The organism is Lutibacter holmesii (genome assembly GCF_042679665.1).
Lineage (GTDB): Bacteria > Bacteroidota > Bacteroidia > Flavobacteriales > Flavobacteriaceae > Lutibacter > Lutibacter holmesii.
Genome location: NZ_JBHTMV010000003.1, coordinates 952,396 through 966,165 on the forward strand (window position 1 = coordinate 952,396; position 13,770 = coordinate 966,165).

Genomic DNA, 13,770 nt, shown 5'->3' on the forward strand with positions numbered 1-13,770 from the left:
TTGACGAAGGAAAAACGGAAAGAAAATAAATTCAGGGTTGAATTATTTTCAACCCTGTTTTTTTGAAATAAAAATAAATTAATAATTAAATTAAATAGAAATGTCTGGGTTAATAGGAAGAAAAATCGGAATGACCAGCTTATTCGATGAAAGCGGAAAAAATATTCCGTGTACAGTAATTGAAGCGGGTCCATGCGTAGTTACCCAAGTCAGAACCGAAGAAGTAGACGGGTATAGCGCCCTTCAACTTGGTTTCGATGACAAAAAGGCAAAAAGCTCTAATAAAGCTTTAGATGGTCACTTTAAAAAAGCAGGGACCACTGCCAAAAGAAAAGTTGTTGAGTTTCAAGGTTTTGATGAGGAGTACAAATTAGGAGATTTGTTAAATGTTGAATTATTTACTGAAGGTGAATTTGTTGATGTATCAGCAACATCTAAAGGTAAAGGTTTTCAAGGTGTTGTAAAACGTCACGGCTTTGCCGGTGTAGGTCAAGCTACTCACGGTCAACATAACCGTTTAAGAGCTCCAGGATCAATTGGTGCCGCATCTTATCCAGCTAGAGTATTCAAAGGAATGCGTATGGCAGGAAGAATGGGTGGTAAAAATGTAACAGTTCAAAATTTAAGAGTTTTAAAAGTGGTTGCTGAAAAGAATCTACTTGTGGTTAAGGGAGCAATTCCTGGTCATAAAAACGCTTATGTAATTATTCAAAAATAATGAAAGTATCAGTTTTAGACATACAAGGAAAAGATACAGGAAGAACAGTTGAACTTTCTGATGCTGTATTTGGAATTGAGCCAAATGATCACGCTGTTTACTTAGATGTAAAACAGTTTTTGGCTAATAAAAGACAAGGAACTAGCAAATCTAAAGAGCGTGCTGAAATTTCTGGTAGTACTAGAAAAATTAAAAAGCAAAAAGGTACTGGTACCGCTCGTGCAGGTAGTATTAAATCTCCTGTATTTAGAGGTGGTGGTCGTATTTTTGGTCCTAGACCACAAGATCACTCTTTTAAATTAAACAAAAATTTGAAAAGATTAGCTCGTAGATCAGCTTTAAGTATTCAAGCAAAAGAGAACAATATTATTGTTGTTGAAAATTTTGATTTTGATACTCCAAAAACAAAAAACTTTACTGCTGTTTTAGGCGCATTTGGCTTAGAAAGTAAAAAAACGTTATTTGTGTTGGCTGAGTCAAATAATAATGTATATTTGTCATCGCGCAATTTAAAAAGAGCTAAAACCGTAATTAACACTGGTTTAAGTACTTACGAATTGTTGAATGCAAACAAAGTAATCCTTTCTGAAGGATCTTTAGAGGGAATTGAATCAAATTTAAGTAAATAGGTCACACAGATATGAATATTTTAATAAAACCTATTATAACGGAAAAAGCGACAAATGATAGCGAATTATATAATCGTTATGCGTTTGTTGTAAACAAAAAAGCTAACAAAGTTGAAATTAAAAATGCTGTAGAAAAAGCTTATGGTGTTACAATTGAGAGTGTTAGAACTATGAATTATCCTGTTCAAAGAAATACAAAGTACACCAAAAATGGAATTGTACAAGCTATGAAGGGGGCTTATAAAAAAGCAATAGTTCAGTTAGCAGATGGAGAAAATATTGATTTTTACAGCAATATCTAAGAAAAGATAAAAATGTCAGTTAGAAAATTAAAACCAATAACACCAGGTCAGCGTTTTAGAGTAGTAAATGGGTTCGACACCATCACTACTGATAAGCCGGAGAAAAGTTTACTTGCTTCGAAAAAAAGATCTGGAGGTCGAAACAATTCAGGTAGAATGACAATGCGCTACTTAGGTGGTGGTCATAAAAAACAATATCGTATTATCGATTTTAAAAGAGATAAGAATGGTATTCCTGCAACAGTTAAAACAATTGAGTATGATCCAAACCGTACAGCATTTATAGCATTGCTAAATTATGTTGATGGTGAGAAAAGATACATCATTGCTCAAAGTGGTTTAAAAGTTGGACAAACAGTAATTTCTGGTAAAGGAGCAACTCCTGATGTTGGAAATACTATGTTATTAAGTGAGATTCCTTTAGGAACTACAATTTCTTGTATTGAATTGCACCCTGGACAAGGAGCTGTTATGGCTCGTAGTGCAGGTTCATTTGCGCAATTAATGGCAAGAGAGGGGAAATACGCTACTGTTAAGTTGCCATCAGGTGAAACAAGATTAATTCTTGTTACTTGTGCTGCTACAGTTGGTGTGGTGTCTAATTCAGATCATCAATTATTAGTGTCAGGTAAAGCTGGTAGAAGTCGTTGGTTAGGAAGAAGACCAAGAACTAGACCAGTGGTTATGAATCCAGTTGATCATCCAATGGGTGGTGGTGAAGGAAAATCTGCCGGTGGTCATCCAAGATCTAGAAATGGTATTCCTGCAAAAGGATTCAAGACAAGATCTAAGACCAAAGCGAGTAATAAGTATATTATAGAACGTAGAAAAAAATAATTGATATAATATGGCACGTTCATTAAAAAAAGGACCTTTTGTTTCTCTTAGTTTAGAGAAAAAAATACAAGGCAATATAGAATCAGGAAAGAAATCGGTAATCAAAACGTGGTCTAGAGCCTCTATGATTACGCCAGATAGTGTAGGGCAAACTATTGCTGTTCATAACGGTCGTCAATTCGTACCAGTATATGTAACTGAAAATATGGTAGGTCATAAGTTTGGAGAATTTTCACCAACACGTTCATATAGAGGACACGCTGGTGCAAAAAATAAAGGAAAAAAATAGTAGGTCATGGGAGTTCGAAAAAAATTAAGAGCACAACAGATTAAAGAAGAGAAAAAGCAAATTGCTTTCGCTAAACTTACTGGTTGTCCTACGTCACCAAGAAAAATGCGTTTAGTAGCAGACTTAGTAAGAGGAGTTGAAGTTGAAAAAGCTTTACAAATCTTAAAATTTAATGTGAAAGAAGCATCAGTTAATTTAGAGAAATTATTATTGAGTGCCATTGCAAATTGGCAAGCAAAAAATGAGGACACTAATATTGAGGACGCTGGTTTATATGTAAAAGAAATTTTTGTAGACAGCGCAAGTATGTTAAAAAGATTAAGACCAGCACCACAAGGTCGTGCACACAGAATTAGAAAACGCTCTAATCACGTGACTTTAATCTTAGGAAGTAAAAACGTTAGCAATCAATCATAAGTAGAAATGGGACAAAAAACAAATCCAATAGGAAATCGTTTAGGAATTATCAGAGGATGGGAATCTAACTGGTACGGTGGAAAAAACTACGGAGATAAAATTGCTGAAGATGATAAGATAAGAAGGTATATTCATGCTAGATTATCTAAAGCAAGTGTTTCATCAGTAATTATTGAGCGTACGCTTAGACTTGTAACCGTTACTATCACTACTGCTAGACCAGGTATTATTATCGGGAAAGGTGGACAAGAGGTAGACAAGTTAAAAGAAGAGCTTAAGAAAATTACAGGTAAAGAAGTTCAGATCAACATTTTTGAAATTAAACGTCCAGAATTAGACGCACGTTTAGTAGCTGCTAGTATTGCTCGTCAAATTGAGAATAGAATCTCATACAGAAGAGCTATTAAAATGGCAATTGCTGCAACTATGCGTATGAATGCTGAAGGTATTAAAGTTCAAATTTCAGGTCGTTTAAACGGAGCTGAGATGGCACGTTCTGAGCATTACAAAGAAGGTAGAATTCCTCTTTCTACTTTTAGAGCTGATATTGATTATGCACTTGTTGAGGCTCATACTACATACGGACGCTTAGGTGTGAAAGTATGGATTATGAAAGGCGAGGTTTATGGTAAAAGAGAATTATCACCACTAGTTGGTCTTTCTAAAAAACAAGGAAAGGGTGGCAATGATAGAGGAGGTAACTCAAAAAGACCACAAAATCGTAGAAGAAAATAAATTTTTAAAATTTAGAAATTAAAAATGTTACAGCCAAAGAGAGTTAAATATCGTAAAGTACAGAAGGCGAAAGGGAATATGACTGGAAATTCTCATAGAGGACACCAGTTATCGAATGGAACGTTTGGAATTAAATCTTTAGATCAAAACCTACTTACTTCAAGACAAATTGAGGCAGCTCGTATTGCAGCAACACGTCATATGAAAAGAGAAGGTCAATTATGGATTAAAATTTTTCCAGACAAGCCTATTACTAAAAAGCCATTAGAAGTACGTATGGGTAAAGGTAAAGGTGCTCCTGAATATTTCGTAGCAGTTGTGAAACCTGGTAGAATTATGTTTGAAGTAGGTGGTGTACCAGCGCACGTTGCAAAAGAAGCTTTACGTTTAGCAGCACAAAAACTTCCTGTGAGAACAAAGTTTGTTGTGGCTAGAGATTTTGATAACGCTTAATAACCGATTAAGAAAATGAAACAATCTGAAATTATAGAATTATCAACGGAAGAGTTACAAGAAAAGCTTGGAAGTTTTAAAAAGAGTTATACTGATCTAAAACTGGCTCATTCAATTTCACCATTGGAAACTCCAATGCAATTGAGAGCAATTAGAAGAACTGTAGCACGTTTAGCTACAGAATTAACAAAAAGAGAAGTACAATAATTGTATTCAGTAAAGATGGAAAAAAGAAATCTTAGAAAAGAGAGAATAGGTGTAGTTTCTAGCAACAAAATGGAGAAATCTATTGTAGTTGCTGAGGTTAAAAAAATGAAACACCCTATGTACGGAAAATTCGTGTTAAGCACAAAAAAGTATGTTGCACACGATGAGACAAATGATTGCAATATTGGAGATACTGTTAGAATAATGGAAACTCGTCCAATGAGTAAATCAAAACGTTGGAGATTAGTAGAAATCCTAGAAAGAGCTAAATAATTATGTTACAAACAGAATCAAGATTAAGAGTAGCAGATAATACTGGAGCTAAAGAAGTTTTAGTAATTCGCGTTTTAGGAGGAACTAAAAAACGTTATGCTTCAATAGGAGATAAGATTGTAGTAGCAATTAAAGACGCTACTCCAAACGGGACAGTTAAAAAAGGTCAAGTTTCTAGAGCGGTAGTTGTTAGAACGAAGAAAGAAATTAGAAGAAAAGACGGATCTTATATTCGTTTTGATGACAATGCTTGTGTATTGTTAAATGCTGATTCTGAAGACATGAAAGGAACTCGTGTTTTTGGACCAGTTGCTAGAGAACTTCGTGAAAAACAATTTATGAAAATTGTATCATTAGCACCTGAAGTGCTTTAATAAATTAATTTAGAGATGAAATTAAAGATAAAATCAGGAGATACTGTTAGAGTAATGGCAGGTGACCATAAAGGTGAAGAAGGAAAAATTATTAGTATTTTTCTAAATAAGAACAGAGCAATTGTTGAAGGTGTCAATATGATATCTAAACATACAAAACCTAGCGCACAAAATCCTCAAGGAGGAATTGTAAAAAAGGAAGCTCCTATTGATATTTCTAACTTAATGTTGCTAGAAAATGGTGAAGCAGTAAAAGTTGGTTATAGAATGGAAGGAGACAAAAAAGTTAGGTTCTCAAAAAAATCTGATAAAGCAATTTAATTATGGCTTATATACCAAGACTTAAAGAAGAGTATAAGAATAGAGTTATTAAAGCTCTTACTGAAGAATTTAGCTACAAAAATGTAATGCAAGTTCCTAAATTACAAAAAATTGTAATTAGTAAAGGAGTTGGTGCAGCCGTAGCTGATAAGAAATTAATTGATTATGCAGTTGATGAATTAACTACAATTAGTGGTCAACAAGCTATATCAACAATATCTAAAAAAGATGTTGCAGCTTTTAAATTACGTAAAGGAGTAGCTATTGGAGCTAAAGTTACTTTACGTGGTACAAAAATGTATGAATTTTTAGATAGATTGGTAACAGCATCATTACCTCGTGTAAGAGATTTTAACGGTATCAAAGCAAATGGTTTTGACGGTAGAGGAAATTACAATTTAGGTATTACTGAACAAATCATTTTCCCAGAAATTGATATTGATAAAGTAAACAAAATTGGAGGTATGGATATTACTTTTGTAACTTCAGCTGGTACTGATAAAGAAGCAAAATCATTATTAACGGAATTAGGTTTACCATTTAAAAAGAATTAAGGAATGGCTAAAGAATCAATGAAAGCCCGTGAGGTTAAAAGACAAAAATTAGTAGACAAGTATGCTGAAAAACGTAAAGCTTTAAAAGAAGCTGGAGATTATGAAGCATTACAAAAACTACCAAAAAATGCATCACCAGTTCGTTTACACAACCGTTGTAAATTAACAGGAAGACCTAAAGGGTATATGAGACAGTTTGGTATTTCTCGTGTAACATTCCGTGAAATGGCAAATCAAGGTTTGATCCCTGGAATTCGTAAAGCAAGTTGGTAAAAATTTAAACTGGTTTCAGGTTCGATGTAGTGTAAATCGAAAACCAAGACCGAAAATTAAAAAAAATGATTACAGATCCAATCGCAGATTATCTAACAAGAGTTAGAAATGCCATTATGGCAAGCCATAGAGTAGTTGAAATTCCTGCTTCAAAAATCACTAAAGAAATTACTAAGATCTTATTTGATCAAGGTTATATTTTAAGTTATAAATTTGATGATGCTGGTGTTCAAGGAACTATTAAAATAGCTTTAAAGTATGACAAAGCAACTAAAGCGTCAGTAATTAAAAAATTACAACGTATTAGTACACCTGGATTACGTAAATATGTTGGGGCAAATGATATGCCACGTGTATTAAACGGTTTAGGTATTGCTATAGTCTCTACATCTAGAGGTGTAATGACTAACAAACAAGCTCGTGAAGAGCATGTTGGAGGTGAAGTTTTATGTTACGTATATTAATTAAGAATTAAACGAATTATGTCAAGAATAGGAAAAAATCCAATTACATTGCCAGAGGGTGTTACATTCGAAATTAATGGGAATGTAGTAACTGTAAAAGGAAAGTTAGGAGAACTAACTCAAGAATTAACTGATGGTATTACTGTTAAAGTTGAAGAAGGAAGCATTATTGTTGAGCGCCCTTCTGAAAGCAAACCACATAGAGCAAAACATGGTTTGTACAGATCTTTAATTAATAATATGATTAATGGTGTTTCTAAAGGATGGACTAAAGAACTAGAATTAGTTGGGGTAGGATATAGAGCAAGTAACCAAGGTCAAGTTTTAGACTTAGCTTTAGGTTTCTCTCATAATATTGTACTATCTGTAGCTCCTGAAGTTAAAGTAGAAACAATTTCTGAAAAAGGAAAGAATCCAATTGTAAAATTAACTTCATTTGATAAACAACTTGTAGGAGCTGTTGCCGCTAAGATTCGTTCTATGCGTAAGCCAGAGCCTTATAAAGGAAAGGGAGTTAAGTTTGTAGGAGAAGAATTAAGAAGAAAAGCAGGTAAATCTGCATAATAATATATAGTATTATGGCATTATCAAAGCTTGAAAGAAGAGTTAGAATTAAGCATAGAATTAGAAAAATTGTATTTGGAACAGCTACAAAACCAAGATTATCGGTTTTTAGAAGTAACAAAGAAATGTATGCTCAATTAGTAGATGATAACGCAGGAACTACATTAGTTGCTGTTTCATCTAGAGATAAAGATATTGAAGCTACAGGTTCAAAAACAGAAGTTGCTAAAGCAGTAGGTAAAGCTATCGCTGAAAAAGCACAAAAAGCTGGTTTAGAAAATGTATCATTTGATAGAAATGGATTTTTGTATCACGGTAGAGTAAAAGCTCTAGCAGAAGCTGCAAGAGAAGCAGGTTTAAAATTTTAGTAAATTATGTATCATAAATACAAAAACGTAGAAAGAGTTAAGCCTAGTGGGTTAGAACTTCAAGATCACTTAGTTGGTGTACAAAGAGTTACTAAAGTAACAAAAGGGGGTAGAGCATTTGGATTTTCAGCAATTGTTGTTGTTGGAGATGGAAATGGTGTTGTTGGTCACGGATTAGGTAAATCTAAAGATGTAGCTTCAGCAATTGCAAAAGCAATTGAAGATGCAAAGAAAAATTTAGTTAGAATTCCTATTATAAAACAAACTTTACCTCATGAACAAAAAGGTAAATTTGGTGGAGCAAAAGTGTTTTTAAAACCAGCTTCACACGGTACAGGAGTTATTGCAGGTGGTGCGGTACGTGCGGTACTTGATTCAGTTGGTGTACATGATGTACTTTCAAAGTCTCAAGGATCATCAAACCCTCACAATGTTGTAAAAGCAACTTTTGATGCTTTATTACAATTACGTAGTGCTAGTATGATTGCTAAGGAAAGAGGAATTTCTTTAGAAAAAGTATTTAAAGGATAAAACAAGGAGCAATGGCAAAAATAAAAGTAACACAAGTAAAAAGTCAAATTAGACGTCCACAGAACCAAAAAAGAACTTTGGAGGCTCTTGGTTTACGTAAGTTAAATCAAGTTGTGGAACATGAGGCTACTCCGTCTATCCTTGGAATGGTAAATACAGTTAAACACTTAATTTCTGTAGAAGAAGTTAAATAACATTTTATATAAGATGACATTAAATAACTTAAAACCTGCTAGAGGATCGGTTAAAACGCAAGGTAAGCGTATTGGTAGAGGTCAGGGATCTGGAAAAGGTGGAACTGCAACAAGAGGACATAAAGGAGCGAAGTCTCGTTCTGGTTATTCTAGAAAAGTTGGTTTTGAAGGAGGTCAAATGCCTTTACAAAGACGTGTACCTAAGTTTGGTTTTACTAATATGAACCGTAAGGAATATGTTGGTATAAACTTACATAAATTACAAGAATTAGTTGATAACAACAAAATTACTGATACAGTAACATTTGATGTTTTAGTTGAAAATCGTTTAGCTCGTAAACACGAATTAGTAAAAATACTAGGTGGTGGTGAGTTAACAGCAAAATTGAATGTAACAGTTCATAAATTTACTGCAACTGCAAAAGCTGCAATTGAAAATGCTGGCGGTACAGCTGAAACGTTATAATTTATTTTAGATGAAAAATTTCATACAAACCATTAAAGATATTTGGACAATTGAAGAACTTAGAAATAAGATCTTATTGACACTTGGATTTATGGCTATTTATCGTTTTGCAGCTCAAGTTCCACTTCCTGGAATTGATATTAATGTTGCTCAGGCAGCTTTAAAAGGTCAAACTAGTGGTGGAGGAATTTTGAGTATTTTAGATATGTTTACAGGAGGTGCATTTGCTAAAGCTTCAGTTGTTGCTTTAGGGATTATGCCTTATATTTCTGCATCTATTGTTGTGCAATTAATGGGAATAGCTGTACCATATTTACAAAAACTTCAAAAAGACGGTGAAAGCGGTAGAAAGAAAATAAATCAAATTACACGTTGGTTAACCATTGCTATTACAATGATTCAAGGACCAGCATATATTACTAATATTTACCAATTAATTCCTTCATCTGCTTTCTATATTAGTGGAAGTATGTTTTGGATTACTTCAATGGTAATTTTAACAGCAGGTACCATTTTTGCAATGTGGCTTGGAGAAAAAATTACTGATAAAGGAATAGGAAATGGTATTTCATTATTAATTATGATTGGTATTATTGCTCGTTTTCCAGCATCATTTATTCAAGAGGTTGTATCTAAAGTTACTGCTTCAAATGGAGGAATGATAATGATTTTAATTGAAGTGATTTTATGGTTTGTTGTAATTTTAGTTTGTGTATATCTTGTAACTGCTGTTCGTAGAATTCCAGTTCAGTATGCTAGAAAAACTGTTGCTGGTAACATTAAAAATGTTGCTTCAGGTGCAAGAGATTATATTCCTTTAAAATTAAATTCATCTGGTGTAATGCCAATTATATTTGCTCAAGCTATTATGTTTGCTCCAGCTTTATTAGCTAGTTCAGATAATAATACTGTAAAAGCAATAGGAATTGAGTTTACAAATATGTTTGGATTGTGGTATAATTTATTATTTGCGTTTTTAATCATAATTTTTAGTTATTTTTACACCGCAATTACTATACCTACCAATAAAATGGCAGATGATTTAAAAAGAAGTGGTGGTTTTATACCTGGTATAAGACCTGGAAAAGACACGGGAGATTTATTAGATAGAATTTTATCTTTAATTACATTCCCAGGATCTTTATTTTTAGCTTTAGTAGCAATTTTGCCTGCTATAGTTATTAAATTTGGATTGACACAGTCTTGGGCTTTATTTTATGGTGGAACATCATTGCTAATTATGGTTGGTGTTGCAATAGATACAATACAACAAATTAACTCTCATTTATTAAACCGTCATTATGATGGATTAATGAAAAAGGGTACTAAAAGAAAATCAGTAGCATAATGGCAAAACAACCAGCAATACAACAAGACGGAACTATTACAGAAGCGTTGTCTAATGCAATGTTTCGTGTAGAGTTGGAAAATGGACATATAGTAACAGCTCATATCTCAGGTAAAATGCGTATGCATTATATTAAATTATTACCTGGTGATAAAGTGAAACTGGAAATGAGTCCATATGATTTAACAAAAGCAAGAATTACTTATAGATATTAAAGTATAAACGGATGAAAGTTAGAACATCAGTAAAAAAGAGAAGTGCCGAGTGCAAGATTGTGCGTAGAAAAGGCAGATTATATGTAATCAATAAAAAGAATCCTAGATTTAAACAAAGACAAGGATAATTATGGCAAGAATAGCAGGTATTGATATTCCTAAAAATAAAAGAGGTGTTATTGCGTTAACATATATTTTTGGAATTGGAAAAAGTAGAGCTAAAGAAATTTTAGTTGCAGCAAAAGTTGACGAAAGTACAAAAGTACAAGATTGGAGTGATGAAGAAATTCACTCTATTCGTGAGCAAGTTGGTGAGTTTACAATTGAAGGTGAATTACGTTCAGAAATTCAATTAAGCATTAAACGTTTAATGGATATTGGATGTTACCGTGGAATTCGTCATAGAACTGGGTTACCTTTAAGAGGTCAAAGAACTAAGAACAATTCTAGAACTAGAAAAGGTAAACGTAAAACTGTTGCTAACAAGAAAAAAGCAACTAAATAATAATAATAGGCGTTAGTCACCTAGTAATTAGAAGTTAGATGAATCTGTTTGAAATAGAAATGTTTAGGATTCTAACAACTAAAAACTAACAACTAAAAACTAAATAATATGGCGAAAGCAAGTACAAAAAAACGTAAAGTTATTGTTGAGGCAGTTGGTGAAGCTCATATCACAGCTTCATTTAACAATATTATTATATCTCTAACAAATAAAAAAGGAGATGTAATTTCTTGGTCATCAGCTGGGAAAATGGGTTTTAGAGGTTCAAAAAAGAACACTCCTTATGCTGCTCAATTAGCTGCAGAAGATTGTGCAAGAGTTGCACACGAAGCAGGAATGAGAAAAGTAAAGGTTTATGTTAAAGGACCAGGTAACGGAAGAGAATCTGCAATACGTTCAATTCACAACTTAGGAATTGAAGTTTCAGAAATTATTGATGTTACACCTATGCCACATAACGGTTGTAGACCTCCAAAAAGAAGAAGAGTATAATTAAATAAATTTTAACCGGTAGGAATTTAGATTATCGAAGGATTTAGCCTTAATTCATAATCCCTACCATTAATAAAACAAAATGGCAAGATATACAGGACCAAAAACAAAAATTGCTCGTAAATTTGGTGAAGCAATTTTCGGAGAAGACAAATCTTTTGAAAAAAGAAATTACCCTCCAGGACAACACGGAAACAACAGACGTAGAGGTAAAAAATCTGAATACGCAATGCAATTAGCTGAAAAGCAAAAAGCAAAATATACGTATGGTATTTTAGAGAAACAATTCTCTAACTTATTTAAAAAAGCTTCTTCTTCTACAGGAGTTACAGGTGAAATTTTATTACAATTATGTGAGTCTAGATTAGATAACGTGGTTTACAGATTAGGTATTGCTACTTCTCGTAGTGCTGCTCGTCAATTAGTATCTCACCGTCACATCACTGTAAATGGCGAAATTTTAAATATTCCTTCATATTCTTTAAAAGCTGGTGATGTTGTAGCTGTTAGAGAAAAATCTAAATCTTTAGTTGCAATTGAAGCTGCTTTAGCTAATAGATCTGAAGTATATGAATGGCTTACTTGGAATGCAGATACTAAACAAGGTAATTTTGTAAGTGTTCCAGAAAGACTTCAAATTCCTGAAAATATCAAGGAACAATTAATCGTAGAGTTATACTCTAAATAATTTTAAAGATACCAATTCAATTATGGCAATTTTAAATTTTCAAAAGCCCGATAAAGTGATAATGATTGATTCTACTGATTTTGAAGGTAGATTCGAATTTAGACCGTTAGAACCAGGATTTGGTTTAACTGTTGGTAATGCTTTGAGAAGAGTATTATTATCATCATTAGGTGGGTTTGCAATAACGTCACTTCGTATTGAAGGTATAGATCATGAATTTTCTACTGTAAAAGGTGTTGTTGAAGATGTTACTGAAATTATTTTGAATTTAAAACAAGTACGTTTTAAAAAACAAATTGAAGATTCAGATAGAGAAACAGTTAATATTTCTATTTCTAACCAAGAACAATTAACTGCTGGAGATTTACAAAAATATATTTCAGGTTTTCAAGTGTTAAATCACGACCTAGTAATTTGTAATATGGAAAAATCTGTTACTTTAGATTTTGAAATTACAATTGAAAAAGGTAGAGGATTTGTACCGGCTGAAGAAAATAAAAAGTCTGGAGTTGCTTTAGGAACGATTTTTACAGATTCAATTTTTACACCTATTAAGAATGTAAAATATGCTGTTGAAAATTTCCGTGTAGAACAAAAAACTGATTATGAAAAATTAGTGTTTGATATTACTACTGACGGATCTATTGCTCCTAAAGATGCTTTAACTGAAGCAGCAAAAATTTTAATTCACCACTTTATGTTATTCTCTGATGAGCGTATTACTTTAGAGGCTGATGAAATTGCACAAACTGAAACATATGATGAAGAATCTTTACATATGCGTCAATTACTTAAAACAAAATTAGTGGATATGGATTTATCTGTAAGAGCACTTAATTGTTTAAAAGCTGCAGAGGTTGATACTTTAGGTGATTTAGTATCGTTCAATAAAAACGACTTGATGAAGTTCCGTAATTTCGGTAAAAAATCTTTAACTGAATTAGATGAATTAGTTCACAATAAAGGTTTAAACTTTGGTATGGATTTAAGTAAATATAAATTAGACAAAGATTAATTAAAGGAAACTTTATTTAAGATAAGATATAAAGAGAGATGAGACACGGAAAGAAATTTAATCATTTAGGAAGACAAACAGCGCACAGAAAAGCAATGTTTGCTAATATGGCTTGTTCACTAATTGAGCACAAGCGTATTAATACAACTGTTGCAAAAGCGAAAGCTCTTCGTCAGTTTGTTGAGCCTTTAATTACTAAATCTAAAAATGATACTACGCACAATCGTAGAGTTGTTTTTAGTTATTTAAGAAATAAATATGCTGTTACAGAATTATTCAAAGAAATTTCTGTAAAAGTAGCTGATAGACCAGGAGGATATATTCGTATTATTAAATTAGGAAACCGTCAAGGGGATAATGCTCCTATGGCAATGGTTGAGTTAGTTGATTATAATACAATTTATAACCCTAAAGGTCAAAAGAAAAAGAAATCTACTCGTAGGGGTAAGGCTAAAAAAGTTGAAACACCTGTTGTTGAAACTCAAGAGTCTTCTGAAGAGAAATAAGATTAGAATTGATGATAATTCGTTAATAACAT

General features: G+C 32.8%; 28 protein-coding genes. All 28 read left to right on the forward strand.

Features of this window, described 5'->3' with window-relative positions; translation table 11 throughout:
- The first annotated feature begins 100 nt into the window (after positions 1–100).
- The 28 genes from rplC to rplQ all read left to right on the forward strand — a co-directional run bounded on the left by rplC (position 101) and on the right by rplQ (position 13,738).
- On the forward strand, positions 101–718 hold the full coding sequence (gene rplC / locus ACFQ5N_RS06920; protein ID WP_386808760.1) for a 50S ribosomal protein L3: 618 nt from the start codon (positions 101–103) through the stop codon (positions 716–718).
- Positions 718–1,347, forward strand: a complete 630-nt coding sequence (gene rplD, locus ACFQ5N_RS06925; RefSeq protein WP_386808761.1) for a 50S ribosomal protein L4 — start codon at positions 718–720, stop codon at positions 1,345–1,347. Before rplC ends, rplD begins: the two co-directional genes overlap by 1 nt.
- Positions 1,348–1,358: 11 nt before the next feature.
- A complete protein-coding gene (rplW, locus tag ACFQ5N_RS06930) occupies positions 1,359–1,649 on the forward strand; it encodes a 50S ribosomal protein L23 (RefSeq protein WP_386808762.1) in 291 nt (96 codons plus the stop codon).
- A gap of 12 nt (positions 1,650–1,661) precedes the next feature.
- Positions 1,662–2,486, forward strand: a complete 825-nt coding sequence (gene rplB / locus ACFQ5N_RS06935) for a 50S ribosomal protein L2 (RefSeq protein ID WP_386808763.1) — start codon at positions 1,662–1,664, stop codon at positions 2,484–2,486.
- Positions 2,487–2,496: 10 nt separating this feature from the next.
- Positions 2,497–2,775, forward strand: a complete 279-nt coding sequence (rpsS, locus tag ACFQ5N_RS06940) for a 30S ribosomal protein S19 (protein WP_386808764.1) — start codon at positions 2,497–2,499, stop codon at positions 2,773–2,775.
- A gap of 6 nt (positions 2,776–2,781) precedes the next feature.
- Complete coding sequence (gene rplV, locus ACFQ5N_RS06945) at positions 2,782–3,192, forward strand: 50S ribosomal protein L22 (RefSeq protein ID WP_386808765.1); 411 nt, start codon at positions 2,782–2,784, stop codon at positions 3,190–3,192.
- A gap of 6 nt (positions 3,193–3,198) precedes the next feature.
- Positions 3,199–3,927, forward strand: a complete 729-nt coding sequence (rpsC, locus tag ACFQ5N_RS06950) for a 30S ribosomal protein S3 (protein WP_386808766.1) — start codon at positions 3,199–3,201, stop codon at positions 3,925–3,927.
- 24 nt (positions 3,928–3,951) lie between these two features.
- Positions 3,952–4,380 (forward strand): 50S ribosomal protein L16, encoded by a 429-nt coding sequence (gene rplP, locus ACFQ5N_RS06955; RefSeq protein WP_386808767.1) that lies wholly within the window; start codon positions 3,952–3,954, stop codon positions 4,378–4,380.
- A gap of 15 nt (positions 4,381–4,395) precedes the next feature.
- A complete protein-coding gene (gene rpmC, locus ACFQ5N_RS06960) occupies positions 4,396–4,587 on the forward strand; it encodes a 50S ribosomal protein L29 (RefSeq protein WP_386808768.1) in 192 nt (63 codons plus the stop codon).
- 15 nt (positions 4,588–4,602) lie between these two features.
- The gene (rpsQ, locus tag ACFQ5N_RS06965; RefSeq protein WP_386808769.1) at positions 4,603–4,860 is read left to right on the forward strand and encodes a 30S ribosomal protein S17; all 258 of its coding nucleotides are present in this window, start codon (positions 4,603–4,605) and stop codon (positions 4,858–4,860) included.
- A gap of 2 nt (positions 4,861–4,862) precedes the next feature.
- Positions 4,863–5,234 carry a 50S ribosomal protein L14 gene (gene rplN / locus ACFQ5N_RS06970; RefSeq protein ID WP_386808770.1) on the forward strand — a complete coding sequence of 124 codons (372 nt, stop codon included), beginning with the start codon at positions 4,863–4,865 and terminating at the stop codon, positions 5,232–5,234.
- 15 nt (positions 5,235–5,249) lie between these two features.
- Entirely contained in the window at positions 5,250–5,555 is a 306-nt protein-coding gene (gene rplX, locus ACFQ5N_RS06975) for a 50S ribosomal protein L24 (RefSeq protein WP_386808771.1), read from the forward strand.
- Positions 5,556–5,557: 2 nt separating this feature from the next.
- Positions 5,558–6,109 (forward strand): 50S ribosomal protein L5, encoded by a 552-nt coding sequence (rplE, locus tag ACFQ5N_RS06980; RefSeq protein WP_386808772.1) that lies wholly within the window; start codon positions 5,558–5,560, stop codon positions 6,107–6,109.
- A gap of 3 nt (positions 6,110–6,112) precedes the next feature.
- Entirely contained in the window at positions 6,113–6,382 is a 270-nt protein-coding gene (rpsN, locus tag ACFQ5N_RS06985; protein WP_089380845.1) for a 30S ribosomal protein S14, read from the forward strand.
- Positions 6,383–6,447: 65 nt separating this feature from the next.
- Entirely contained in the window at positions 6,448–6,846 is a 399-nt protein-coding gene (rpsH, locus tag ACFQ5N_RS06990; RefSeq protein ID WP_386808773.1) for a 30S ribosomal protein S8, read from the forward strand.
- A gap of 18 nt (positions 6,847–6,864) precedes the next feature.
- On the forward strand, positions 6,865–7,410 hold the full coding sequence (rplF, locus tag ACFQ5N_RS06995; RefSeq protein ID WP_386808774.1) for a 50S ribosomal protein L6: 546 nt from the start codon (positions 6,865–6,867) through the stop codon (positions 7,408–7,410).
- A gap of 14 nt (positions 7,411–7,424) precedes the next feature.
- Entirely contained in the window at positions 7,425–7,778 is a 354-nt protein-coding gene (gene rplR / locus ACFQ5N_RS07000) for a 50S ribosomal protein L18 (protein ID WP_386808775.1), read from the forward strand.
- A 6-nt stretch (positions 7,779–7,784) separates the two neighbouring features.
- Entirely contained in the window at positions 7,785–8,309 is a 525-nt protein-coding gene (gene rpsE / locus ACFQ5N_RS07005) for a 30S ribosomal protein S5 (protein WP_089380841.1), read from the forward strand.
- An 11-nt stretch (positions 8,310–8,320) separates the two neighbouring features.
- Positions 8,321–8,503, forward strand: coding sequence for a 50S ribosomal protein L30 (gene rpmD, locus ACFQ5N_RS07010; RefSeq protein WP_089380840.1), 183 nt, complete (start codon positions 8,321–8,323; stop codon positions 8,501–8,503).
- Between the two features lie 13 nt (positions 8,504–8,516).
- Complete coding sequence (gene rplO, locus ACFQ5N_RS07015) at positions 8,517–8,969, forward strand: 50S ribosomal protein L15 (RefSeq protein ID WP_386808776.1); 453 nt, start codon at positions 8,517–8,519, stop codon at positions 8,967–8,969.
- A gap of 10 nt (positions 8,970–8,979) precedes the next feature.
- Positions 8,980–10,317 carry a preprotein translocase subunit SecY gene (gene secY / locus ACFQ5N_RS07020; RefSeq protein WP_386808777.1) on the forward strand — a complete coding sequence of 446 codons (1,338 nt, stop codon included), beginning with the start codon at positions 8,980–8,982 and terminating at the stop codon, positions 10,315–10,317.
- Complete coding sequence (gene infA, locus ACFQ5N_RS07025; protein ID WP_068206835.1) at positions 10,317–10,532, forward strand: translation initiation factor IF-1; 216 nt, start codon at positions 10,317–10,319, stop codon at positions 10,530–10,532. Before secY ends, infA begins: the two co-directional genes overlap by 1 nt.
- 11 nt (positions 10,533–10,543) lie before the next feature.
- On the forward strand, positions 10,544–10,660 hold the full coding sequence (gene ykgO / locus ACFQ5N_RS07030; RefSeq protein ID WP_081932050.1) for a type B 50S ribosomal protein L36: 117 nt from the start codon (positions 10,544–10,546) through the stop codon (positions 10,658–10,660).
- Between the two features lie 2 nt (positions 10,661–10,662).
- Positions 10,663–11,037, forward strand: a complete 375-nt coding sequence (rpsM, locus tag ACFQ5N_RS07035) for a 30S ribosomal protein S13 (RefSeq protein ID WP_386808778.1) — start codon at positions 10,663–10,665, stop codon at positions 11,035–11,037.
- A gap of 108 nt (positions 11,038–11,145) precedes the next feature.
- Positions 11,146–11,529, forward strand: a complete 384-nt coding sequence (gene rpsK, locus ACFQ5N_RS07040; RefSeq protein WP_089380836.1) for a 30S ribosomal protein S11 — start codon at positions 11,146–11,148, stop codon at positions 11,527–11,529.
- 82 nt (positions 11,530–11,611) lie between these two features.
- Positions 11,612–12,217, forward strand: coding sequence for a 30S ribosomal protein S4 (gene rpsD, locus ACFQ5N_RS07045; RefSeq protein ID WP_386808779.1), 606 nt, complete (start codon positions 11,612–11,614; stop codon positions 12,215–12,217).
- Between the two features lie 22 nt (positions 12,218–12,239).
- A complete protein-coding gene (locus tag ACFQ5N_RS07050) occupies positions 12,240–13,232 on the forward strand; it encodes a DNA-directed RNA polymerase subunit alpha (RefSeq protein ID WP_386808780.1) in 993 nt (330 codons plus the stop codon).
- Positions 13,233–13,270: 38 nt separating this feature from the next.
- Entirely contained in the window at positions 13,271–13,738 is a 468-nt protein-coding gene (rplQ, locus tag ACFQ5N_RS07055; RefSeq protein WP_386808781.1) for a 50S ribosomal protein L17, read from the forward strand.
- Positions 13,739–13,770 lie beyond the last annotated feature (32 nt).

Excerpts from the sequence above, each read along its gene's own strand:
- rplV (WP_386808765.1), top strand. The coding sequence starts at position 2,782 with ATGGGAGTTCGAAAAAAATTAAGAGCACAACAGATTAAAGAAGAGAAA.
- rplB (WP_386808763.1), top strand. The coding sequence starts at position 1,662 with ATGTCAGTTAGAAAATTAAAACCAATAACACCAGGTCAGCGTTTTAGA.
- rplD (WP_386808761.1), top strand. The coding sequence starts at position 718 with ATGAAAGTATCAGTTTTAGACATACAAGGAAAAGATACAGGAAGAACA.
- rplO (WP_386808776.1), top strand. The coding sequence starts at position 8,517 with ATGACATTAAATAACTTAAAACCTGCTAGAGGATCGGTTAAAACGCAA.
- rpmC (WP_386808768.1), top strand. The coding sequence starts at position 4,396 with ATGAAACAATCTGAAATTATAGAATTATCAACGGAAGAGTTACAAGAA.
- rpsN (WP_089380845.1), top strand. The coding sequence starts at position 6,113 with ATGGCTAAAGAATCAATGAAAGCCCGTGAGGTTAAAAGACAAAAATTA.
- rplX (WP_386808771.1), top strand. The coding sequence starts at position 5,250 with ATGAAATTAAAGATAAAATCAGGAGATACTGTTAGAGTAATGGCAGGT.
- rpsM (WP_386808778.1), top strand. The coding sequence starts at position 10,663 with ATGGCAAGAATAGCAGGTATTGATATTCCTAAAAATAAAAGAGGTGTT.
- rplF (WP_386808774.1), top strand. The coding sequence starts at position 6,865 with ATGTCAAGAATAGGAAAAAATCCAATTACATTGCCAGAGGGTGTTACA.
- ykgO (WP_081932050.1), top strand. The coding sequence starts at position 10,544 with ATGAAAGTTAGAACATCAGTAAAAAAGAGAAGTGCCGAGTGCAAGATT.
- rplW (WP_386808762.1), top strand. The coding sequence starts at position 1,359 with ATGAATATTTTAATAAAACCTATTATAACGGAAAAAGCGACAAATGAT.
- infA (WP_068206835.1), top strand. The coding sequence starts at position 10,317 with ATGGCAAAACAACCAGCAATACAACAAGACGGAACTATTACAGAAGCG.
- rplP (WP_386808767.1), top strand. The coding sequence starts at position 3,952 with ATGTTACAGCCAAAGAGAGTTAAATATCGTAAAGTACAGAAGGCGAAA.
- ACFQ5N_RS07050 (WP_386808780.1), top strand. The coding sequence starts at position 12,240 with ATGGCAATTTTAAATTTTCAAAAGCCCGATAAAGTGATAATGATTGAT.
- rpsD (WP_386808779.1), top strand. The coding sequence starts at position 11,612 with ATGGCAAGATATACAGGACCAAAAACAAAAATTGCTCGTAAATTTGGT.
- secY (WP_386808777.1), top strand. The coding sequence starts at position 8,980 with ATGAAAAATTTCATACAAACCATTAAAGATATTTGGACAATTGAAGAA.
- rpsK (WP_089380836.1), top strand. The coding sequence starts at position 11,146 with ATGGCGAAAGCAAGTACAAAAAAACGTAAAGTTATTGTTGAGGCAGTT.
- rpsH (WP_386808773.1), top strand. The coding sequence starts at position 6,448 with ATGATTACAGATCCAATCGCAGATTATCTAACAAGAGTTAGAAATGCC.
- rplE (WP_386808772.1), top strand. The coding sequence starts at position 5,558 with ATGGCTTATATACCAAGACTTAAAGAAGAGTATAAGAATAGAGTTATT.
- rpsQ (WP_386808769.1), top strand. The coding sequence starts at position 4,603 with ATGGAAAAAAGAAATCTTAGAAAAGAGAGAATAGGTGTAGTTTCTAGC.
- rplN (WP_386808770.1), top strand. The coding sequence starts at position 4,863 with ATGTTACAAACAGAATCAAGATTAAGAGTAGCAGATAATACTGGAGCT.
- rpsE (WP_089380841.1), top strand. The coding sequence starts at position 7,785 with ATGTATCATAAATACAAAAACGTAGAAAGAGTTAAGCCTAGTGGGTTA.
- rplQ (WP_386808781.1), top strand. The coding sequence starts at position 13,271 with ATGAGACACGGAAAGAAATTTAATCATTTAGGAAGACAAACAGCGCAC.
- rpmD (WP_089380840.1), top strand. The coding sequence starts at position 8,321 with ATGGCAAAAATAAAAGTAACACAAGTAAAAAGTCAAATTAGACGTCCA.
- rpsS (WP_386808764.1), top strand. The coding sequence starts at position 2,497 with ATGGCACGTTCATTAAAAAAAGGACCTTTTGTTTCTCTTAGTTTAGAG.
- rplC (WP_386808760.1), top strand. The coding sequence starts at position 101 with ATGTCTGGGTTAATAGGAAGAAAAATCGGAATGACCAGCTTATTCGAT.
- rpsC (WP_386808766.1), top strand. The coding sequence starts at position 3,199 with ATGGGACAAAAAACAAATCCAATAGGAAATCGTTTAGGAATTATCAGA.
- rplR (WP_386808775.1), top strand. The coding sequence starts at position 7,425 with ATGGCATTATCAAAGCTTGAAAGAAGAGTTAGAATTAAGCATAGAATT.